The following is a 23,575-nucleotide window of genomic DNA, read 5'->3' as shown; positions in this document are numbered from 1 at the left end:
CGGCTCCTCCGATCACGAGGACGGGCGTGCTTCGTCGAGGGCGAAAATGCGGAACTTTCCGCGCCCGCTGGTGGTCAAGTAGTCCTGATAGGCGGGTCCATAGCTGGTGATGAGGCGCCAGAGCGACTCATGGTCTTCCCCGGTGAGAAGGCGCGCGGTGACCGGGAAGACCCTGCTGCCCAGGGTGACCGTGGCCCTGGGGTCGGCGAGGAGGTTTTCCGACCACTGCGGGTGTTTGCGGTCACCGTAGTTCGACGCGACGACAGCGACGGCGTCACCGTACGGGGTGAAGAAAAGGGGCGAGGAGTAGTGCTTGCCGGTGCGACGGCCGGTAGTGGTGAGCAACAGCGTGCCGGCGCCCGTGGTGCCGCCGAGGCTGAACCTGCCGTTCGTTCGCTTGAGCAGGAATCGGTCCGCGGGGACCAGAAACGTGCGCATGAAGCGGATGAACCACCGCTTGGGCGCGAGGCGGATCATGATTTTCCAGAGAATGGCGTTCATCCGTTTTTTCACGACGGTCACTCCCGGTGGGTGATGAGGTCGGCGGCGCGTTCGGCGATCATGACGGTCGGGGCGTGGGTGTGCCCCCGGGTGATGCGCGGCATGACGGAGGCGTCCACGACCCGGAGCCCGGCCACCCCGCGCACTCGCAGCTCGGCGTCCACCACGGCGTTCTCGTCCGCCCCCATCCGGCAGGTACCGGCGAGGTGGTAGACGGTGTCGGTGTGGTTCCGGATATGCCGCTCGACACTGCGGGCGTCATCGAGATCGAGTGCTGGATGCCATGACTTCCCCACGTAGGGTGCGAGAGCGGCCGTGCCGAGCATCCGGCGCGCGATCGTCACGCCGTAGATCAGCCGGCGCAGGTCGTCGCCCGCGGAATCGGTGAAGGTGCCGAAATCGATCTCGGGCGCGTCGGCCGGATCCGCCGATCGCAACCGGACCTGGCCGGAGCTCTCCGGCTGCACCAGTACGACGGCGATCGTGAGCGCGTGGTCGGACGGAGGATCGACGCCGTGGTCGACGAACGCCACCGGGAGAAAACTGATCTCCAGGTCGGGCGCCCGCCGTCCGGGGTCGCTGGCGACGAAACAGGCGGCTTCGGCGACATTGGAGGTCAGGGGCCCGCGACGTTCGGACTCGTAGAGCGCGGCAGCGGCCGGATCACCTGCCGAAGCCAGGGTCACCGGTTTCGGGCAGTGGACGATCAGCGGGGTGAACACGTGGTCCTGCAAGCCGAGCCCGACACCCGGTACATCGGCGACGCAGTCGATGCCGTGTTCGGCGAGCTGGGCGGCCGGGCCGATACCGGACAGCATCAGCAACTGCGGTGAATTGACGGCGCCCGCGCTGAGGATGACCTCGCGGCGCGCGGTGATCGACACGACGGACCCGTCGGATGCGAGGGCCTCGATGCCGGTGGCCCGGCCGTCGGTGACGACGATCCGCCGAACGTGCAGGCCGGTGATGACCTCCAGGCCAGGGTGGTCCAGGGTCCGCAGATACCCGTCCGCCGCGCTCCAGCGTTCGCCACGGCGCTGGGCCGTGGGCATACGGCCGGCACCGGTGTGATCCGCGGTGTTCACGCCCGCCGATCGCGGGAGACCGAGCTCGGCACAGGCATCGAGGAAAGCCGACGTCGCTTCGGACTCGCCCCGTACGTCCTCGACGTATAACGGGCCATCGACGCCGTAGACAGCTGACGCGTCATCGCCGATGCGGTGTTCGGAACGCCGGAAGTACGGTTCGATGTCTTCGTAGGACCAGCCGGTAGCGCCGGCCTCGGCCCAGCCGTCGAAGTCGGCGCTGTGGCCGCGAGTCCAGACGTTGGCGTTGAGGGACGAGCAGCCCCCGAGCATCCGGCCACGGGGGACCCGGACGACCCGCCCGTCGAGGCCCGGCTGCGGGGTGCTGCGGTAGTCCCAGTCGGCCGCGCCGCCGAAAAGCGTGGGGAACGCGACGGGAATCTTGACGGCGGGGTCGTCATCGGGGCCACCCGCTTCGACGAGTGCCACCTTCACGCCGGGGTCGGCGCCGAGCCGTGCCGCGAGGGCGCATCCGGCCGATCCCGCTCCGACGACGATGTAATCCACGGTCCGCGCTGGCTCCTTCATAAGGGATTTCCCTCCAACTGGTCGTGGCTGGGAGGCTGATACGCCGCGGTGGTGCCGAGGTTGGTATATGCCCTGTCGGTCTACCCGATGGCGGCCGCTTGATTGTGGTCGCCTGTGCGAATTTCCGCCTTTTCCGCCCCAAAGGACACTGAGGGGACAATGTCGCATTGTGCGAAAGCGCCGAGTCGTTGACCGGAAGATCCGTTGGCCGGTGTCGAGGGCAGGCCGTGTCGCAGAGTTCTCAGTGGAGGCAGAGGCTTTGGCGGGCGCCACGCGACCTGGGTGGCGGGGAAAGGTCATCCGCTCCACATTGTGTGCTGGGTCGAATAAAGGTCGTCCACCACGCGCCGAGTGGCCATTTCCCGTTAAGGTCGACGAACCGCTTTGAAAAGAATCGACGCGTTGAACGCTCAGCTGAGGAGCCGACATGAGTACGACCGATCGACGGCATCACGTCGTCTTCCTCGGCGCGGGATACTTGTCGATCTGGTCGTACCGTGCGCTGAAGCGGAAGGTCGGCAAGCAGGTCGACTTCACCGTGGTCGCACCCGCGACCGTCCACACTTTTCACGGTTGGACCGGGGAGGTCCTGTCCGGTGAACTGCCGCCGGACGCCCAGCTGAGTCCGATCGCCGAGGCGATGCCCGCCGCGCGGCACGTGCGAGGTTTCGCCAGGAGCGTGGATCGAGCGGCCCGGACCGTCGAGGTCGAACGGGTCGACGGTGCGAAACAGACTGTCCACTACGACCATTTGATCGTGGGAACCGGGCAGTACGAGGACTTGGGGCGGGTAGAGGGAATGGAAGAGCACGCCTTCCGGTTGCGGGACGCGGGGCGGACCGGGAAACTCGCCGCCCACCTCGACCATTGCGTGGAAAGCGCCCGTTCGGCGAAAGACGAAAAGCTCCGGCGGAAATCGCTGAGCGTGGTGGTGGCCGGCGGAGGGCTGGCCGGCGTCGAGGCGTCGGTCGCGATCGCGCAGCGGCTGGCCCGTGCCACCGAAGGAACCCCGGAACGAGAATGCGCCGACGTCGTGCTCGTCAGCACGACCGGTGAACTGGCCACGGAGATGCCGCCCAAGCTCCGTGCGCACGTCCGCGAGGAGATCCAGGGCAACGGTGTCCGTGTACTCGCTCCGGCTCGAGTGGTCGCGGTGGCGGCCGACGGCGTGAAGCTCGACGACGGGGCTTGGCTCTCCGCTTCCACCGTGGTCGCGGCCGTCGGGAACAAGCCGCGCCCGCTGCCGGGGCTCGACGATCTCCCGGTCGACGACCGGGGCGCCGTGCGGACCGATCGTCTGTTGCAGATCGCCCCGGGAGTGTGGAGCGGCGGTGATGCCGCTTCGGTGCCGTTGGCCTCCGGTGAGCCGTGCCCGGTCGACGCGGCCTGGGCGATCGGGCAGGGAAGCTGGGTGGGCGCCAACGTCGCGCGGGTCATCCGGGGCCGCCGGCAACGCGCGTTCACCTGGAAGAGCGTCGGCGTCACCGCCGGATTCGGTCGTGATCACGCCGTTCTCGAGGCTTGGGGGATGGCGTTCCGGGGTCGCGTCGCCTGGCTTTCGCGAGCGGCGTTCTTCGGCTACTACCTGCCTTCGCGGCCTCAACTGCGCCGAGTCCTCCGGGCACTGATCTCGCGGCGCCGCGGCAAGCGAGCGTGACCGGCCGATCGGAATGCCACGTGGCTCAAGTGGATCTTGATTTGTCGCCGGTGGCGATGGTCGCACGTTGATCGGCGAGGTGATGGGAGCTTTCCCCTCATCGCGCGCGCGGAAAGTCCCCTTCGTCACCGGTGGTGGCGTCTTTGTGTGCGACGGCAGGTTCGGACACGTCGCGAAAGTGGCTTTCGCGACGTGGCGTGTCCCGAAAGTGGCTTTCGCGACACCGAAGCCGGCATCCAGCAAGTGCCCGGCGCCCCTTGTGGACAGTCGCGCTCCGGTTCGCTGCTGCGACTTAACCCGCTTGATCGGACTTGACCGGTTACCGGTTCGTGAAGTGATTCCCTCTTCTTGGGCTCACGCCGTCCCCTGGCATGGACGCGGAGCTTCACCGCCGTGAAGGTGGCTTGACGGAGCACTGGGCCCGAGGAGGAACCATGCGAAATCGAAGACTGCTTACCTTGCTCACCGCGCTGATCGCCTTGTTCGCGGCGACCGTCGCCGTACCCGCGACGGCGGGCGCGCAGCGTGTGGTGGCGATCGAAGGCGCCACCCAGGTCGCGGATTCACTCGGCTTCGCGTCTGGGGGAGTCCACCTCGAAAACGGAAAAGCCGTCGTCAGCGTCGTGGACGGGGTCGCGGAGCGCAAAGTACGAGCGGCCGGCCTTACCGCGAAGAAGGTCAAGCGTTCCTTCTCCGCGTTGACCGCGGTCAAGAACGAACTGGACAAGATCAAGAACGTTCCGCAAACCGCCTGGGGTATCGACACGAGCACCAACCAAGTCGTCGTCAGCATCTACGACTCGGCGACGAAGGCGACCGCCGACCGGGTCACCGCCGCGGCCGCGAAGTACGGCGACAGCGTCCGGGTCGAGCGGCGCACCGGGAAGCTCTCCCTGCACATCGCCGGGGGCGAACAGATCAGCAGCAGCGCCGGGACGAACTGCTCGCTGGGCTTCAATGTCACGCGCGACGGTCAGCCGTTCATGCTCACCGCCGGGCACTGCACGAACGCCGGTGGCACGTGGTCCGGTGGCGACGTCACGGGCGCACCGGTCGTGGCCAGTAACAGCCCTGGCGCGGACACGGGGCTGCTCGCTCGCCCGAATGGCACCGGGCCGGGGCAGATCGTCACCGGGCAGCGCATCACCTCCGCGGCGGTTCCCCTTGTGGGGCAGCAGATCCAGTCACACGGCAAAACGACCGGGACGCGTGCGGGGCGGATTCTCGCGGTGAATCAGTCCGTCAACACCAACGTCGGCGTGATCAACAATACGTTCATCGCTGAGATCGTGACGTTGCCCGGTGATTCCGGCGGTCCCGCGTACGCCGGGACCAGGGGACTCGGAACTCTGTCGGGTGGCGACGACCGCGTGAGTTTCTACTATCCGCTGACGCTGGCGATGCAGGCGTACCGGCTCAGGCTGGCCTGACCGACAGAGAGACCGACGTCGACGCTCCGGGTCGCGCGCACGACCCGGAGCGCTGGCGAGCGAGCACAAGAAGTCTTGGCGGACAACGAATCAGGGAAGGAGGTGAAGTGGGATGGCCGGGGGTTCGGTGAAGTTGCCTGCGGAGTTGCAGAAATTCTTCCTGGTGACGTTGGGGATGTCGTGGCCGGAGGGTAACGATCAGGCGTTGGCTGCGCTGGAGCGGGCGTGGCGTGAGTTCGAGGTGGCGGTGCGGGAGTTCGAGGACGCGGCGCGGACTGGTGGTGGCGGTGTCGGTGCGGCGTTGGCGGGTGACACGGGCGACTTCTTCGCCTCCTGGCTGGGGCGGGAGGTGGTGTCGGGGGCCGAGGCTCTGGAGAAGTCCGCCGAAGGCCTGGCGAAGATGGCGAGGACGGCTGCGGCGGATGTGGTCAAGGCGAAGGTCATGATGATCGCGATGGCGGCGTTGGCGCTGGCGACGATCATTCACTTGCTGGCGACGTTGGTCGGTGCGGCTTTCGTGGGTTTGGCGATGTTGACCGCGCGGCAGGCTTTGATGGCGGTTTGGCGGTCGCTGGTGGCGAAGATGCAGGCGCTGGGTGCGTTGAAGTTGAACAAGGAGTTGGCGGTCCAGGTGGTGAGGGCGGCCGGGCGGGCGGCGGTTCCGGTGGTGGGGTTCGCGGCGGCGGGTGCGGGGATCATGGGTGGTTTGGATCTGTCGATCCAGTTGGGGCAGATCGTCGCGGATACGCGTGACGAGCTGGATGGTAAGTCGTTGGTGGGGTCGTTCGTGGGTGGGGCGCTGGGGGGTGCGTTCGCGGGGTTGTTCCATGGGGGTGCGGTGTGGGTGCGTGGGGTGGCGGGGAGGGGGGCGGAGAAGGAGGCGGGGGGTCTGCTGGCGGAGAAGCTGGCGGTGAAGGGGGTGACGGCGGAGTCGTTGGCGGCGGCGGGGGATCGGCTGGTGGTGGCGAAGGAGCTGTTCCCGGGTTCGGTGCAGGCGTTGGGGCATGTGGGTTATGGGGCCGGGCAGGTCGCGGTGGTGTTCCTGTCGGCGCCGGCGGTCAACGCGGCGACGGGGTCTCCGCACGCGAGTCCGTGGCTGGGGATGCTGGGGGCGTTCAGCGGTTTCGGCGGAGGACGCGGTGGCTCTGGGGGCGGGCGGCTGGACACGCTGCTGACGGATCTGGGGCATCTGCCGGGTGCGCCGAAGCTGACGATTCCGGAGCTGGGCGGACAACTGGACACGTTGCTGACCGACCTGGGACATCTGCCAGGCGCACCGTCGCCGGACTACACGACGTCGACCGGAAAACCGGCTGATACCGGAGGCGATGGCACGACCGGTGGTGACATCAAGACCGGCGGCGAAATCAAGACCGGCGTCGAGCAGCGGGAGGTCGTTACCGCTGAACCGCCACCGTCCTATGCGGACACGATCGCTGCCGACCAGCGGGCGGCCGCCGCGGAAGCACCGCGGACGGTGACCGCCACGGCCGGGCAAACGTTCGGGGCCCTGTTCACCGCCACACCGGAAGACACCTCCGCCCTAACGGGCTCGACACCCTGGGCGACCGGCAACGTCGCGGCAGAGCCCGGCGGCACCAGCACTTCCCTGACCGATACCGTCCACACAGGACTTACCGGCAAGGAGACGGGCCTGTCCGAGGCCGGCCCGCACCAGTCCGGTCCGGCCCCCCTCACCTCGCCCGCCGAATCCGCCGAACCCACGGCCCCGGTACCGGAAGGGAAGCCGGGAACGACGACAGACTCCCTCATCCCGGTCACGCAACCGCAGGCGAACCCGGGGGAGACCGGCCGGCCCGCTGTCACCACCGCGCAGGCGTCCGCCGCTGCGGACGGCGGCAAGTCGGCGGTCGACCGGTATCTGAACGGCGGATCCGAACCGGCTGCCGGGCGAGACGGCCGCGCCGCCGCTCCCGCGCCGGTCGCGCAGCCCGAGGCGAAGGCCGTCGACACCTCGTCGGCCGGGCCGAAACCGGCGGAGAACGCCCCGGCGGACTCCGGCGCGGCCACCTCGGCCCCCCGGACCACCGAGAGCGGAGCACCGTCTCCCGAAGCCGCGGCGATATCCGAGCAAGCGGCCGCAACCTCCGTCACCGTCGCTACCCCGGCCGACCAGGCACCGGCCGCGGCCGCGCAACAGGCCGCCACCCGGCCGGCGGCCGCCGAGGCACCGGTGGCCGAACGCGCGACAGCCACGGAGAAGCCCGTTGCTCAGCGGGCGACCGGCGGCGAACCGTCCCTCCGGACCGGCAAACCGGACCTTGTGCAGACGGAAGTCCAGTCCCGGGCCGAACCGCCGGCGTCGCAGAGTGCCCGGCCCGGCCCGGGGACGCCGAACCGGCCAGAGGCCCGGCCCGGAGTGGAGACCGTCGCCGCGCAGCAGTCCGACGCGCCCGCCCGCCCGGCACCCACCCGGGCGGAGCCGGAGAGGAAGATCGCCGAGCCGGCGACCTCGCCCGCGCGGGCGGCCGAGGTCAAAACACCGGTCGTGACCGACTCATCGGTGCGTGCCGCCGGGACCGGCCGCGCCGACGCTTCCCGTGGCCAGGCCCGCGACGACACCACCGCCGACCATGCGTTGCTGATCCCGTTCGCGTACGCCGACGAGGCCGCGCACACCACGGCGGGAGCGATGTCCGGTGAGACTGCGCGGCCGCCGCTCGGGCGCGCGGAGTGGGCGGAGTGGGAACAGCTCCGGACAGACCTCACGGCGACGCCGTACATGGCCGAGCGGTTCGAGCCCTATGCCAAAGCCGAGCGCGACGACGGCAAGCTGGGGGGCCGGATCACTCAAGTCCGGTTCACCGTCCGGCGCGGCCGGCTGGCGAACGGGATCTGGATCCGCGAGATCACCGTTCCGCTGGCCCTGGTCTCGGACGACGTCGATCAGAAGACCCGGGAAAACCTCATCAAGTCGCTGCAGACCGAACTCGGCGAACTCGAAGCCGCGACCGATCCGAAGCTCCTGTGGCTGGGCAACGGCGACCGTGCCCATCTCCGGCTGGAAGCGATCGCCGCGGACGGGTTCGCCGAAGGGTGGGATCGCTACTCCGGGGAAAGCCTCCCGGTCACCGTCAAGGACGGGACAGGGGAGACCAACCAGGTCGAGTGGTTCCTCGGCTCCGGCAAGGGCGCCATGCTGCACGAGATCATCCACGCGGCGGGCGGCAAGGACGGCTACCGCGACTCGTCCGCCGGCGCTCGTCGTGAGCTGGTACGGGGCATCATGGGCGAGTCGCCGGAGACCGATCGGTTCATCGCCTCCGAGACCATGGCCGTCCTCGACCAGTTGTCCCTCGCGGCCGGGGACCACGGTGGGGGCCTGCGCAACCCCGACCCGGCACGCGCGGGTGTCACCTCGGTCGTCTCCAGCGAGCCGTACAACGCGATGCACCGCCCGGCCGAAGCCCCGAGGAAACCCAAGAAGGACCCCGACCCACCACCGACACCCACCGATCGACGAGGCTCGTCCGGGTCTCGGCCTCGCTCGCAGGGCTCGGACGGAACCGGACGTCGCGGTCTGTGGCGGCGGTCGAACCCCTCGCTCAGCGCTCTCACCTCGCCCTCCATGCCGACCCTCCTCGAACACGCCGAGGACCGTGCCGGCCTCGCTCGGCTGACGCGTCCCTCAATCGTCGGCGATCCGGATTTCGAAGCCATTCGGTTGGCTGTGCTGGAGAAGGCGCCGAAGTACGAGCAGTGGGTGCGGGAAAATCTCACCGACGCCACACTCAAGGTCTTCGAGGAGACACTCGACGGGCTGAAGTGGGATGTCGGCCGGATGACGATCTCCGTCCAGGTGCACGCCATCGAAGAAGCGCGGAATCCCGTCGACCGGACGGTGGAAACGGTCGCGTCGAGTGAGCACCTGGCGAAAACCGTCCAGACGGGCGAACAGATCGAGCGCACACCGGTCAACCCGACGAGCTTCAGCGCTCCGGCCGGGCCGGTGACCGTCTCCGGCGGGCTCCGCGGCATCGGCTCGGCCTCCCAGAGCGCCGCCATGGCCAAGAGGGAATCGATCAGCGCGTTCGACCTGACGGAACAACGGCAGGTGACCCGTTCGAAGAACGAGGTGACTTACCGGGTGAAGGTCTTCGAGAAGACGCACTCGCGAGGAGGGCGGGAGCGCGATCCGGGCACCGACGTAGTGCTCGACCTCGAACTCGACTGGCCCAAGAGCGCCCCTGTGGAACCCTTGACCCCGGCCGACGGGGGCCCGGCCAAGCAGCGGGCGATCGACTTCGCCGCGGTGCGGAAACGCATCAAGCACGTCGAACTCAAGGGAACGAAGAGGGTCTTCGACGCCATTGTCGAGCAGCTCGACCTCAAGGAACGGCGCGACAAGGAGGTCGCCGCGCTCAAGACCTGGCTGGACAACCTCGGGGACGACCACGGCAAGGACCTCGTGACCGGCGGGATGGCCAAGCGGACGTTCGAATTCACGCGTCGCGAGCCACTGGAGATCCTGGTGCGGCGCCAGCGACAGGAACCAGGATCGCGGCCGCAGTCTTCCCACGCGGGGGGCAGCCAAAGTTCGCTCGGGCATCGCCGTTCGGTCAACGCGAGCGAAGGAGACGACCGGAGCGGCAGCCGGGAATGGGGAGGCTCCATCGGGAGCGGGTTCGGCGAATCATTGACCGACCTGGTCGGCGCCAAGGTGACGGTGAACATGTCCTACGGCCGAACGGCCTCGGAGTCGGCCAGTCAGGTCACCAGCCTCGACCGGGAATCGACCGAGCAGATCCACGGGGCGTTCGAAAAGCACGACGAAGCCTTCCCGTTCGCCGTGACGATCATGCCCGCGGCCGGTGACCGGCCGGTCAGCCGTGGCTCGGGATCCGCCGGCCCCCGGCGGCTCTCGGTCCGGGACGACGGCGTCCACGAGCTGGTGGTGGACGGGACCGTGCATGTGTACCTCGCCGAGGCCGGGCAGATGGACTCGGAATCCTCTATGGCCTTCGACTCGGGAAGTGACGGCCAGGCCTCTTCCAAGGCGGGGATGACGGCGGCCGAGGCACCCGATCGTGCCGCGGCGCACTGGAAGATCGCCGAGACCGACCGGAAGAGGGTCGCGGGTTTCGTCGCGGCCGCGCTGGCGGAAGCGGGGGAGATCACCGACGCACAGAGCCAGATGTTCCAGGACGACATCGAAGTGCTCCTCGGCGAATCCGGCCAGGTCCGGGAATTGGTGTCCGGGGTACGGCTGACACTGCCAGGCGAGGAGCGCAGTCTCTTCATCGACGCGCAGTTGGAGCGGCGGCGTGGCCACCACAACAAAGAGGCAACGTGGAAGGAGCTCGCCGACAAGGTCACGGTGGGGGAGACCTTGCAGGTCGGCAGCTCGCGCCTGCGCGAAGGCATCCTTTCCGTCCAGGTCGAAGCGGAAGCGGGGCCGGTGACGATCCTCGGCTCAGCGACGGCTTCGAGGGAACACGAGCGCTCCTGGAATATCGGCCAGTCGGTCCGGAGTGAACTGGGCTGGGCGGGCGGCGGGAAGGCCGTTCACCTCTTCAACTATCCGGCTGTCCTCAATTTCCGGGTCGGTACCGATTGGGCGCATATCGACAAGGTCCTCGAATTCGACGACCCGGCGTTCGGCGAGCGGATGCCCGGCCTCGAAGCCCGGCTCCAGATCGCGGTACCCGCCCGGCGAGGCGAGCGGCTCGGCACGGCGGTCGTGAATCTCAAGGAGACCGAGTGGCTCGATGCGACCGAGCTGGACACTTCGGCGTTGAATCGAGGAGGCAGGGCCGTCCGTTCCGAGCTCGACTCGCTGCAGGCGTTGCTGGACTTCCCGACAACGATCATCGCGGAGCTGTCGAAGCTGCTGCCCGAGTCCGAACGGACCCGGGACCGGTTGTCGGGTGCGATGAAATATCTCACGGCCGGGGACAAGCCCACCGCGCTCGGGGTTCATCACGAAGGGGAGGCCGGACGAGACGTCTCGCAGCAGAAGATCGAGACCTGGGCGAGCCACGCGGCACGGCAGGCGAGACTGCCGCTGTCCGCGAAAGCGGACGTGCTCTCGCTGGACAGTTTCAACGAGGGCGGCTTCGTCCCCATCGGCAGCCGCGACCTGCACGGCACCGTGGAACTGCAGACGGATCTTCTGGCACCACAAATCCTCCGCAAGGACGAGAACCACGTCTTCGCCGACACGACGCAGATCACGACCGAGCTGGCGCCCGACGAACGGAAGAAGCTCGGCGCCGGCTTGTCCGGCAAAGTCACAGTGCCGGCCGGGGGCCTCGCGACCGTCGGCGCCGAAGTGAAGGGAGAGCTTGCCCGCTCGCGGATCGACGACCGGTCCGAGCATGTGGTGGACGAGAGCCGCCGCGTGATCACCGAGCGCGCGTACCTCGTGGCGTGGGATCACCGCCACCGCTTGACCCTGTCCCTGCTCGAAGCACGAACGGGGATGTTCGGCGGGCGGCATACCGGCACACTGCAGAGCCGGTCGCTTGAGAAGTACGTCCCGCTGGCGGAGCTGCGCTGGGTGCCGGCGTCGGCGCTGAGCGAGATCGGCAAACTCGCTCCCGAGGGCCTGGCGAGGCTGGCCGTGGAAGACGCGAAGGCTCTCGAGTCGAGCGGTGCCTCGGCGCACCCTCTGCCCCGAGGGGGCCCTGAGGAGATCCTGGGCGACCTCGACCCGGCGACCTCGTCGGTGGTACCGGGCTTGATCAAGAAACTGACCAGCGACCTGCGCTCCTGGGAAGCCAGGATTCCCGACGCGAAGGTCGCGGGCGAATTCAAGGTGCTGCACGACCAGATGATGGAAAGTCTCAGCACCCACCTCACGATCGGTGGATTCGGCGACACCTTGCGAGCGATGCTTCGCGGTGGCGCGCCGCGGTTCGGCAGGCAGATCGGTAGCTCGGGCAAACTCGAGCAGTTGCTGGTGCTGAAGGCCGTGTTGGTGGACGGCCACGAGCACCCGGCCGGTCTGGACTACCACGTGGAATCGTCCACCACGATGTCGACGCGGCATCGGTCGGGGACCGCTTGGGAACAGAAATACGGCCTCAGCGCCGAGGGCGCGCCGAAGCTGCCTGTTCCGGAATTCACGGGGTCGTCGAAGCTCGGACTGGATCAAGCGATCTCCCCGCACGCGGGGGTGACGGGAACTCACACGAGCTTCCGCGGGCCCGAAGAGGTGACGGCCGTGACCGTGAAATTCAGCTGGGAAGGCAAGGCGACACAGCGGGTCTACGGCATCCAGGTCTGGGCGGAAGTCCATCCTTGGGCCAGGTCGGGGGTTTACAGCCGCCACATTCCGGGCGTGCGTAAGGAAACCGTGCGGACCATCGAAAAACTGAGCCCGGGCGTTCTGCGTTCCTCGGTGCGTTCGACGCTGCCGTCGTTCCTGACCGACACCTGGTCCCCCTCGCCCGCCGTGAACGGATCACTGCGAGAACAGTGGCAGGGGCAGGGCCGTGGTGCCGGCTGGCCGGACGACGTACCTGTTCGGGGATTCCCGATCGAAGCCCCCAAACTCTACGAGGAGATCCAGAAGACCGTCGAAACCCAGAACGCTGGCAGGTCGTTCTCGGTGTTGGTCGGAACCGAGGCGCCCTTGCTCGGCCGGCGCCTGTCCGCTCTCCTGTCCGAAGACGGCTACCGCGTCGAAGTGGGTAGCAAGACCATCGATTCCTTCAAGATCAAGCTCGATCTCGGTGACCGGCACGTGGAGCGTGAGATCGAAGGCGCCACTTTGACCGTCGGCCGGGACGCGGCGACACGGGCTATCGTCGAGCGTTCGCACGAGGGAACGGTGTCGGGCGGGTTGCTCGGCGGCCCCATTTCGGAGCTGCTCGGTGAACTCGGCGCAGAGCGGCAGTTCGGTGCTCCGGCGGAGGAGGTCCCGATCGAGGTCGGCGGTATCCCGGACGGACGCGGAAACGGCGTCTACTGGGTCAGCGCGACGCCGGACTTCACGATGATCTTCACGCAAGCGAACGGGCGGGAGGGGAAGCCCGTGTCCACCGGCCCGGACGGCCGCATCGATCTGCTGGTCGATCGGGAAGGGCTGGCGTTGCTCGGTTTGGAGCCGCCCGCGGCGACTCGTGGCGGGGTCTCCGGTCCTGCCTTGACCATCCCGAGCATCGCGGTCCGGACCGCTACCGGCATCAGCCGGGCCTCTACCTTCGCCAGTGAAACGACGGTCAAGGCCGGCGATGCGAGGGAGAACGACACTGAGGTGCACCGTGCCGCGAACAAGGAGAAAGCCCTCGCGGCCCTGCGCCAGGATCTCGCCGCTCTGGCGGGAGGGACGATCCACCAGGCTCCGGTGAGGGTGGAGACAGACCAGAGGTTCACGCGGATCAACGCCACGATCGACAACGTGCCGGGGCCGATCGGGACGCGGGCACTCAAGGTGATCCGCGAGGCGAAGTTCGCCGCCGAGAACTTCCCAGGTCGCCGGCTCGACCTCGACGGCGTACCGCGGCGGCAAACGATCCAGCCGCTGTCCCAAGAGACGTTCGGACGTTTGCTGGACGACCTCGCCTTCCAGCTGGAGCTGGGGAACGATCCGTTCCACCATTCGAGCTCGTCGCTCAAGGGGCTCGGCCCGCACCCTGACGAGGCGCTCGTCACCCGGCTCGGGAGGCTCTCCACGGCGAACCTCCCCGAGGCCGACCGTCGGGCTCTCCTCGACAGCGACGTTTTCAACAGCCTGGTCGCCAATCCGGAGGCGATGAAAGAAGCCCTGTACGCGGCGGGCGAACTCGAACCGGACCGGCGGGACCCGGCCGGTGCCGCCGTGAACTCGGCTTTGCGTGCCAGGATCCCTCTGCTCCCCGCGCTCCTGAAGGTGGGCATCGCCGGTGTCACGAGGTTCCTCAACGACGACGGACGCTTCGACGACCGGTCACTCGCACCCGAGCGCGAGCAGCAAATCGTCAATGCCGCGAAGGGAGTCCAAAAGGCTCTGCACGAAGCGTTCGACAAGATCACCGATCTGGCCGCGAACGAGCGGCAGGACCCCGCGAAATGGCACGCGATCAGCGAACAATGGGCGCACGCCATGCAATGGTTCGCCGCCTTGGCCGGCGTCGGGCTCACCACGCCTGCCTCACGCACCGACGCTTATGCCCGCTACGTGGGTGAGGGCGTGCTGCCGCCCTCGGATATCCCCGTCACGCAGGGCCCCGCTTCCCGCGTCCCGCTGGCTTCCCGGTTGTCGGATACCCGTGAGCTGACCGCGTTCTGGGAACGGCTCGCGGCCGGACCGGGACACGTCTTGGTGGGCGACGAGATGGCGGTGTTCGTCCAAGCGAAGGAAACCGGCGGTAGGCCGATCTTCGTTGTCACAGACCCTGAAGGCCTGCCGGTCGAGTCGAGCCTGGCGAATTTCAGGGACCGGGCGGCCGAAAAGGGGCTCGCGGCACCTTTGTCGCTGTTCCCGGCGGCCAGGATCCGCGGATCGTTGCTGACGGTGCCTTTCCCCGGTGGTCTCTGGGCGGGGGAACCGGGTTCCGTACCGGGAATGGGCGCAGGACGGCCGGGAACGTTCGAGGTGGTTCTGGGCGAGGGCGGGGCGCGGCCGGAGGTGGCCCAGCTGGCGGCCGCGCTCCGTGACAGTGGGTGGAACCACGCGGACGAGATCATGTTGTCCGGCCGGACCCGGGAGGATCTGGAGTCCCTCAGCGTCGGACTGGGGCGTGACCTGGGCGCGGTCGTGCGTCATGAGTTCGAGCGGGGGAAGTCGCGTTTGGTGCTGAGCGCGGACGGGCACCTCGCGGTGGGAGGCCCGGCCGCCGGGCCTGCCCGGCCCAGGCTCCAGCCGGTGACCGAGGAGTCTCCTGCCACTGTGGTGATCACCCGGACGGCCGTCGGTGGCAAGGCGGATGCCCTGGCCGTGCCGCGTAACGCGGTGGTCGCGTTCGTCGAGCCGCGTTACCTTCGCAACATCACCAACGCTTTCGGTGACCGGCCGCGGGGGCAGGTCATCCCCCTGGTCGTCCACTACCGGGACGGCCGGTACGCCCTCCCCGACGCGGGTGAATTCGTCCGGCACGACGACTCCCAGTTCGCTGCGGCTCTCGCGGGATTGCCCGCCGGCCTGGTGGCCTGGGGCGCGGTCCGGCGGATCAGGTTGTACGGATGCCTGCTGCCACCGACTGCCGCGTCCAGTCTCACTGCGGCGCTGAAGGCCGTGCCGGCCTTGAAGCATCTCACTGTCGAGTCCGCTTACGTGAACGAACGCGTGCATTTCGTGCCTGATGGCGAAATCTTGCACGGTGACGTCCGTGACCTGCCGGAAGGAACACTCACCCTCGCGACACCTGGTAGTGGCCCGAGTGGTTGGAGGCCGTCCGCGGATATCGTCCCGGTCGTGGTGGAGTCGCCGGCGCCCGATCCGGGGTTCGCGACGGCACGGTTCGGGAATGACGGGATCCCACCCGCCGGTTTTCTCACCTGGGAACCCAATGGGCCTGCTGGAACTCTGCTCGACACTGGACGTCGGCACGCGATCAGGACTTTGGATCGGTCCCTTGGCGAACTCGATACCCTTCGGGGTACGTCCTTGCCGAACGAGCTCTGGTTGGACGTGCGAGACCGGATCTCCGAGAGCAGGGAGCCGCTTCCGGAGAGCTGGGTGCGAGCCTGGGTGGAAAACAGGCTTCCGGGAGGTGGCAACCCGTATGGCCTGGCGGAAGTGACAGCTGTCAACTCTGGTCACCTGGTGAATTCCCGGCAAGCCGAGCAGGCTTGGGGCCGTGCGAGGGTGCTGTTCCAAACCAGGCTGAATCAGTTCGGCTCGCTGAGTATGTTCGATTCCCCTCGCATCGCGGCTATGGTCGAGGGGTTCGTCGATGCGGCGGTTCAGGCGCGGCCGGACGCGCTTCCCCGGGTCAGGGGCGCGGTTTTCGTCGCGCCGGGTTCGCTGGCTGGGGTGGCCGAGGTCGCCTCGTTGGTGGAGTCTCGTATTGAGAGCCGGTTGGCCGGCTATCCGCCTGGTGTGGTGACGGTGACTGTGGATCAGTTGCTGGCGCGGGTGTCGCTTTCCGCGCTTACTCGTCCTGTGACCGATGGGCAGATCGGTGAGGTGCAGGTTTATGTGGAGGGGCAGCGGCGGCTGTCGGGTCCTTATGGTCCGGAGGCGTATTCCGATCCGGACAACCCCTTGCCCGGCCGTCAGGCAGACCTCGCCACAGCTCGGGCGTATCTCGCGAGCCTCGCTCCGGATGATGCGGTGTTCACTCAGGCGCGCGAGGTCATGGGTCGGCACCACCAGCCTCCTCCGGTGTTCGTCGAGCAGGAGCCACGGCATCACCTGGCATATCGGGAGCGGCACCGGGCCGCGACCGATCTGGTCGCTTGGACGCTGACGACGTTCGGTCGTATGCGGGCGGCCAGGCTGGCGCAGGACTTGGTCGCAGCTGTGGGCTGGCCGCGAGAAGGCGGAGTGGTCGGTGGTGCGCCGAGGGACGCCGACGGTACGTCGCCATCGGTGGAGACAGGGCAACTGGTCGCGTTGGCTCCGCGGTTGACCGATGTCCAGGCGTTGGAGGCGTTCTGGGAGCGGCTGGCGGACGGCCCGGAGCAGGACGTGATCACGGTTGTCGGCGCACGCGTGTCCGTCGAGGCCGTATTGTCCGATGACCGGCCGGTGTTCGTGGTAGTCCCGGAAGATTCGGTGACCTCGGGGATCGAGCTGACGCCGCAAGAGTTCTCCTCGTGGGTGACCGAGAACGATGTCCTGGTGCCGGAATCGTTGTTCGCGGAGCCGACGACGCGGTTCGGGGTCGAGGGGCCTCCACCGGCTGAGGTGCTCAACTGGCGGCCACCCGCGGAGGGTGCGTCAGGGGCGAAGACGCTCAACGATTTCGTACGGCGCCACAGCATCCTCAACGAAGACCGCTTCGTCAGCTTCGTCGATCGCAACAACGGGCCTTCTCTGCCCACCGAGCTTTGGCGAGAGGTACAGGGCTTCCTGGACCAGGATCCGACACCGCTGAGCTGGGCCCGCGCCTGGGCCGAGTCGATGAAATCCGCCCGCACACCCGAAGGACAGGGCTACCGGCCCGAGGCTGTGGCGACGGCGTCGGGCGGCTTGCTGACCAAGTGGGAGGTCGAGCAGGCATGGGGACACGCCAGGGTCACCTACGAAGGCCGGATCCGCGACGGTGTCCTCGAACGAGCCCACTACGTCCCCATGGCCTTGATGATCGAGGGTTTCGTGGACGCCGCGATACAGGCGCGACCGGACGCGCTGCCCCAAGTACACGCCGCGCTGTTCGTCGAATCCGATTCCGTGGTGGGCGGACGAGAGGTGCGTTCTCTCGTCGAGTGGATCGTCAAAACCCGGCTCGTCAGCTATCCGGAGGACGCGAGGTCGGTATCACTGGAACAGTTGATGGATCGAGTGTCGATCGCCGCGATACCGCGCCCTGCGGGCGACACTCAGGTCGGTGTCGTCCAGCTGCGAGTGGACGGACAGCGCGGCCTGACCGGGCTCTACGGTCCGAAGGCATACTCTGACCCGGCCAACCCGCTGCCTGAACACAGTGCTGACCTGGCGAGAGCTCGTGCGTTGTTCGCCGAGGAGCCCGGGAGCAGACCGTTGTTCTCCGCCGCGCGGAAAATCCTGAACCGGTACCACCAGCCTCCGAAGGTGTTCGTCGACCAGGAGCGGCCGAGGATCCACCAAGCCCACTGGGAGCGTTATCAGGCAGCCACCTATCTGGTCGCTTGGGAGATGACCAAACCCGCCGGCCATTTCGGTCCTGCGCAGAGGGCGGACAGCAAAGCGAAAGCCTTGGTCGACGTCGTGGGCTGGCCGCGAGAAGGCGGCGCCCTAGGCGGTGCGGCACGAGCCGACCTGGTGCCTGCAGAGGATGGCTCGTCGAGGCCGGCTGAGGGGGGACAGCTGGTGCCGTTGGCTGCGCGGTTGACGGACCCGTCGGCGTTGGAAGCGTTTTGGGAGCGGTTGGCGGCTACTTCCGGGGAAGTGCTGACGAGCGGCGAAACCCTGGTATCCGTTGAGGCTGAGCGGTCGGGCGGGCGTCCGGTATTCGCTCTCGTCGAGCTGAACGATCCGGAGTTCTCGCGGGTCCGCCTGAGCCCTCCGGAGTTCTTGTCTTGGGCGACCGAGAACGATGTCCTGGCACAGGAATCGTTGTTCGCGGTGCCGGAGGTGCCCGGGATCGTGCTGGCCGTTCCGTTCGACGGTGGTGTGTGGGTGGGGCCGGCCGTCGCCGGTCCCGAAATGGTGACCGGCCCGGTCGAACCGCGGCCGGGGGTGTTCCGTGTGGTCCTTGCCGAGGACGGCGAACTCCCGGTCCGTGATCTGGCCACGGCCGTACGCGGCAGCGCGTGGAACCACGTCGACGGGATCACGCTGTCGGGTCGGAGCCGCGAGGAACTGGAGACCATCAGCGCCGAGCTGGGGCGCGAGCTGGACTTTCCCGTGCGTCACGAAGTGGGAACCGGGGAGACCTCGCCGGCCGCCGCCGGCCGGAGCAGAGAGCTCTCCGAACGCGACGTCCCGACGGTGGTGTGGCAAGCGAGCGCCTCGGTCGCGGACGCCGCCGTGTTCACGGACGAGGTCATGGCTGTTCTGGCGAAGCCGGCGTCGACGATGTCGATCCTGGCTGCGTCGAGCGAGACGGCACAGGGGAGCGCTACCGCGTCAACGTCGGTCGGCATGCTCGAGATGCTGCTCGCGGTACCGTTTTCAGTGAAGCTCTCGCTGACGTCCGCGTTGTGGGGTGGGCGGATCCACATCTCGTCGGATGGCGCTGTCGTGTCCGGCGGGACGCTCCTGCCCTCGCCCGGCATCCTGTCCTCCGCGCCGGGGGCCGTCCTCGGTGAGCCGGCCATGCCGGCCGGGATGATCAGATGGAAACCGCCCAGGCAAGGCCAGGCGGGTCCGGCGACCTTGAACGAGCGCGTGGCGCAACACACCATTCACGACGCGAGTCGTCTCGGCAGTTTCCTGGATCATTCGCCTCAGAAGCCTTTGCTTCCTGAGCTCTGGCGGATGATTCAAGACGAGCTGGCGCTCGACGCGGTACCGCTGAGCTGGGCACGTGCGTGGATCGGGGCCAACGACTCGGTCTACGCACGTGACACCAAGATGGTGGAACTCGTGGGCAACGGCTTGAACGAGGAGGAGATCCGCAGCGCCCGTGGACACGCCCGCACGACCTTCGAGCGACGCGTGGACTCACTCGGCTTCCTCGCCGACGCGCCTCGACTCAGAGTCGTGGCCATGGTCGAGGGTTTCGTCGATGCCGCGGTGCAGGCAGCGGCGGCGGATTTACCACGAGTGAGTGGAGCGGTATTCGTATCGCCGCGGTCGTTGACCGGCGTCACCTCGCTACTCGACCTGATGGACTCGACGATCAAGAGGCGGCTGGGAGAGTATCCCCCGGGCGTGGTGACGGTGACAGCGGATCAGCTGCTGAAACAGGTCTCGGTCACCGCGATCACCCGGCCCGCGGGTGACGAGCAGATCGGTGTCGTACAGGTCCGGGTGGATGGGCAACGCGCCCTGTCCGGACTTTATGGCCCGAGGGCCTACTCTCTGCCGGACAATCCGTTGCCCGACTACCGGGAGCATCTGGCCGAAGCCCGGACGACCTTGGCCGGGCTGAGCAGGGACGGTGAGGTGTTCCGTGTGGCGCGGCAGCTGATGGATCGGTATCACCAGCCGCCAGGACGACCCGGGGAACAGCCGTCGTCACGACTTCACCAGGCGTACTCCGAACGGTACGAGGCCGCGACCGATCTGGTCGCCGTAGCACTTTTCGATGCGGTCAGGCACAATGCGGAGAACCCCGTGAAAATCGCGGGATTGCTCGCCGCCAATCTGGTGGCGGAGGTGGGCTGGCCGCGGCAGAGCCGGGCTTCGTACGACGTGCCCCAGTTGGCCCGGGTGCTCACTGCGCGTTTCAACGAACAGGAAATCGCCGCGCTGCCTTTGCCGCGCAATACGGGTGTGGCGTTCGTTGACCCGCGGTTCCTCGGCAACGTGGTGAAAGCCTTCGAGCTGCATCGAGACGGAACACTTCCCGTGGTGTTCCACAACCGTGGCGGCCACCTTATGCTGCCGGATCCATCGGGTAAGGAGAATTTCTACGGCCATGGTGAACTGGGACCGGCCTTGGCGGCTCTGCCGGAGCGCCTGGCCTCCTGGAAAGCTGTTTCCGGAATCACCATTTTCACCTGTGATCTGACCGACGGCCAGTTCGCCGACATAAAAGCAGGTATTCAGCGAGTTCCGGCGCTGGCGCACCTTACCGTCACCGCGTTCCGGATCGGCGAACTGGCCCACTTCACTCCTGGCGGCGAGATTTTTTCCGGAGAGGTGCACAATCTGCCGGAGGGAACGCTCACTCTCGGATCGGCGGAAACGATGGCTGCCGGCAAGAAGGCGCCTCAGGCGGCGATGGACGCGATAGCGTCGATCGCGACAGGGTTTCGCGAGGCCGTCTCCGCCATGGCGCGCCCCGCCCGGTGGCAGGAGCGCCTCCATGTCGGCGCCGACGGCCGATCACTCACGCCACCGGACGTGCTCGCGTTCCGGCCGTTTCTCCGAGGGGCGGGGCCGGGGACTCTGAACGAGTACGTACGTTATCGCAGCATTGTCAACCAGGAGAACTTCGACGATTTCATCGGAAACGATCGCGGCTGGCTTTCGAAGATCCCGAATGAACTCTGGAACCTGGTGCGGATGGAACTCATTCTCGACGTGAATTCGACACCGCATAACTGGGCGGGTGACTGGGCTCAGGAAATGTCGCAGGCCGAGCGGCCGAGAATTGGCGAACCTGATTTCCGGCCGATGCGGGGAACGTACACCGCACGGGATACCGCATATTTGTCGGGATTCGCTTTGAGTGAGGAAGGTGCTGTTCTTGCTCTGAAACGCGCCAGAGTGGAGTACCACACGCGGTTCGACTACGGGCGGTTTTTCGAAGGCACCGACATGCACATCGCCTGGATGGTGGAGGGTTTCGTCGACGCCGCCGTTCAGGCTCGGGCGGGAGCTTTGCCGCTGTTCCGTGGTGAAGTGGTCACCACGAGGTGGCGCGGTTCCGCGGCCGCCGCGCTCCGGAATCTCGTGCGGACGACAATCGAGGCTCGGCTGGAGGAATACCCGGAGGGTGCCGTTTCGATCACGGCGCGAGAGCTGTTGCGGCAGGTCGAGATCTCCACGATCACCCGACCGAAGGGTGACGAGGAAGTCGGTACGGTGCGGGTTCGCGTAGCCGGGCAGCGTGGCCTATCCGGCCTCTACGGCCCGTCGATGTATCGCGAGCCGAAGGACCTCATGGCGGGGTACGAAAGCGCCAGGGCTGCCGCGCGCGCCACTCTCGCTGCTCTCGCCGGCATGCCTTTGGCGGATAGGGCGATCGAGCGCGCACGGGAGATCATGAGCTGGTACCACCACCGCCCGCGGGTATTCGCGGGGCAGGAGCCTCGGCCGCACGCGGCCTATCGGGAGCGCTACGAAGTCGCCACTCAAATGGTCGCCGCGAAGTGGCTGGACGGCGGTCACCCCACCGGGAACGCCAGGGACGAGGCTGCCGTGGCCGAGGCGCGACGCCTGATTCCCTTCACCGGCCGGCCGCTCGTGGCGAGGAACCCGGCCACCACATCGGGCCTGTTCACCGTCGCTTCCCCTGTCGGCGGGAGGGTCGCCGCCCTCGCGGTGGGGCCGGACGCCGGTGTCGCCTTCGTCGATCCTCAATTCGTCGCGAACATCGTCGGTGCCTTCGAGTCCTACGCTCGTGGCAAGGTGCTTCCCTTGGCCGCGCATTATCGGCAAGGCAAGTGGATGCTTCCGCGTCCCGAGGGGGCTCTCGTGCCACACAGCGCCCCTCAGCTCGCCAGAGTGCCCTCGGGCTTGCCCGCCAGCCTTATCAATTGGCGCGTCATCGACGAGATTCAACTGCTCGCCTGTGACCTCACCCAAAGCGCGGTCACAGAAGTTCGAGAGGCCCTGCGGAACGAGCCTGCCCTGGCGAATATCGCAGTCACAGCGCGACGGCTGGACAAGCGGCTTCACATCTTCACCGGTGGTGAGGTGAGAACCGCTGGACAAGTCGGGCCTTTCGGCCACGGAGAGCTGGTTCTCGGCACGGATTTGCCCTCGGCTTCGGGTGATCCCGCGCCAATCCTCATTGAGGTCGCCGGTGAATCCGAAGCGATCGTGCCCTGGTACGAGAGCCGGACCGGGCCGTCGGAAGCCTTGCTCAGCTGGCGGCCTCCCTCGCCCCCGGAACGCCGTGCGGCGACCTGGTACGACATGGTGAAGCAGCACAACAACGGAATCGTTTCTTTCCTGAGCCGAAACTATGCCGGCGGGATGCCGCCAGAGCTTTGGTCGCTGGTGGGTGAAGCGATGACGACCGGCGTGGACTGGGTGCGCGCCTGGGTCGAGGGAATGGATACGGTCAAGAAGCCGGATGGATTCACGTATCGGGACCAGGATCTGGCGCCCTTCACGGGGGTTCTGAACGAGTGGGAGGTCGGGCAGGCTCGCGGGACCGCGCGCGTGAACCTCAAAGGCAGGCTGGAGGAGGATGGTTCTCTTGCCTACGAAGCCAAGGGCATGCTCAACGACATGGTCGATGGTTTCGTCGATGCCGCGGTACAGGCGGCGCCGGACGGACTACCGCGAGTGAGAGCCGCTGTCTTCGCCGTGGATCAGCCGTCGGCAGGGGCGGACAAGCTGCGGACGCATATCGAAGCGAGGGCCAAGCTTCGGTTGGCGCAGTACCCGGAAGACGTCGTGACGGTGCAGGTGGAGCAACTTCTGGAGCGTGTCGACGTCGCCGTGGTGACTCGTCCGGCGAATGACGAACGGATCGGCACCGTCCGGGTCCGGGTGGACGGGCAGCGTGAGCTGACCGGACTTTATGGTCCGGAGGCCTACTCGGTCGTCGAAAATCCGTTGCCTCGTCATCAGGACAGGGTTGAGCGTGTGCGCGCGGAACTTGACCAGTGGGACAGGGAAGACGCAGAGGTCGTCGAGCATTTCGCCTTGGCGGAGAGGATCATGAAGCGGTACCACCGGCCGCCGGTGCCGTTCGCCGACCAGGAGAAGCCGAGGCTGCATCAGGCGCACGAGGAACGTTATCGTGCGGCACTGGACATGATCGCCTACCAAGTGTCACTACCAGTTCCTGAGCCGTTTAGAACCCGAAGCGCGCACACTCTTGCCAGGAACTTGATCGAGGATGTGGGTTGGCCGATGCCGAGCAAGTTCCTGGGAGATCCAGCGAGTAGCGACACCGACATCGCGCCTCCTCCTGCGCCCGAGCCGCCTTTGACGCTGTAGGACCTGCGATCAAGCGGTGGTACGGCTCGGCTGACCGCAGTTCGGCGTGCTCGCC

General features: G+C 67.4%; 5 protein-coding genes. 3 read left to right on the top strand and 2 right to left on the bottom strand.

Features of this window, described 5'->3' with window-relative positions; all coding sequences use genetic code 11:
* Window positions 1–12 precede the first annotated feature (12 nt).
* Together DMC64_RS37235 and DMC64_RS37230 are read right to left on the bottom strand one after the other, a co-directional pair.
* Window positions 13–522 carry a nitroreductase/quinone reductase family protein gene (locus DMC64_RS37235; protein ID WP_233629962.1) on the bottom strand — a complete coding sequence of 170 codons (510 nt, stop codon included), beginning with the start codon at window positions 520–522 and terminating at the stop codon, window positions 13–15.
* Window positions 519–2,114 carry a GMC family oxidoreductase gene (locus tag DMC64_RS37230; RefSeq protein WP_125737360.1) on the bottom strand — a complete coding sequence of 532 codons (1,596 nt, stop codon included), beginning with the start codon at window positions 2,112–2,114 and terminating at the stop codon, window positions 519–521. The genes DMC64_RS37235 and DMC64_RS37230 overlap by 4 nt, the downstream gene beginning before the upstream one ends.
* A 427-nt stretch (window positions 2,115–2,541) precedes the next feature.
* Here DMC64_RS37230 and DMC64_RS37225 point away from each other — a divergent pair, with 427 nt between their 5' ends.
* From DMC64_RS37225 to DMC64_RS37215, 3 genes are all read left to right on the top strand, one after another.
* On the top strand, window positions 2,542–3,771 hold the full coding sequence (locus DMC64_RS37225; RefSeq protein ID WP_125737359.1) for an NAD(P)/FAD-dependent oxidoreductase: 1,230 nt from the start codon (window positions 2,542–2,544) through the stop codon (window positions 3,769–3,771).
* A 434-nt stretch (window positions 3,772–4,205) separates the two neighbouring features.
* On the top strand, window positions 4,206–5,201 hold the full coding sequence (locus tag DMC64_RS37220) for a S1 family peptidase (RefSeq protein WP_125737358.1): 996 nt from the start codon (window positions 4,206–4,208) through the stop codon (window positions 5,199–5,201).
* Window positions 5,202–5,313: 112 nt separating this feature from the next.
* Entirely contained in the window at window positions 5,314–23,520 is an 18,207-nt protein-coding gene (locus DMC64_RS37215) for a hypothetical protein (protein WP_125737357.1), read from the top strand.
* Window positions 23,521–23,575 lie beyond the last annotated feature (55 nt).

It is taken from the genome of Amycolatopsis sp. WAC 04197 (assembly GCF_003947475.1).
In the GTDB taxonomy this organism is placed as follows: Bacteria; Actinomycetota; Actinomycetes; order Mycobacteriales; family Pseudonocardiaceae; genus Amycolatopsis; species Amycolatopsis japonica.
This window is presented reverse-complemented; position numbering and strand designations above follow the sequence as displayed.

Coding starts and splice junctions, on each gene's coding strand:
- DMC64_RS37230 (WP_125737360.1), bottom strand. CDS start 2,114: ATGAAGGAGCCAGCGCGGACCGTGGATTACATCGTCGTCGGAGCGGGA.
- DMC64_RS37225 (WP_125737359.1), top strand. CDS start 2,542: ATGAGTACGACCGATCGACGGCATCACGTCGTCTTCCTCGGCGCGGGA.
- DMC64_RS37220 (WP_125737358.1), top strand. CDS start 4,206: ATGCGAAATCGAAGACTGCTTACCTTGCTCACCGCGCTGATCGCCTTG.
- DMC64_RS37215 (WP_125737357.1), top strand. CDS start 5,314: ATGGCCGGGGGTTCGGTGAAGTTGCCTGCGGAGTTGCAGAAATTCTTC.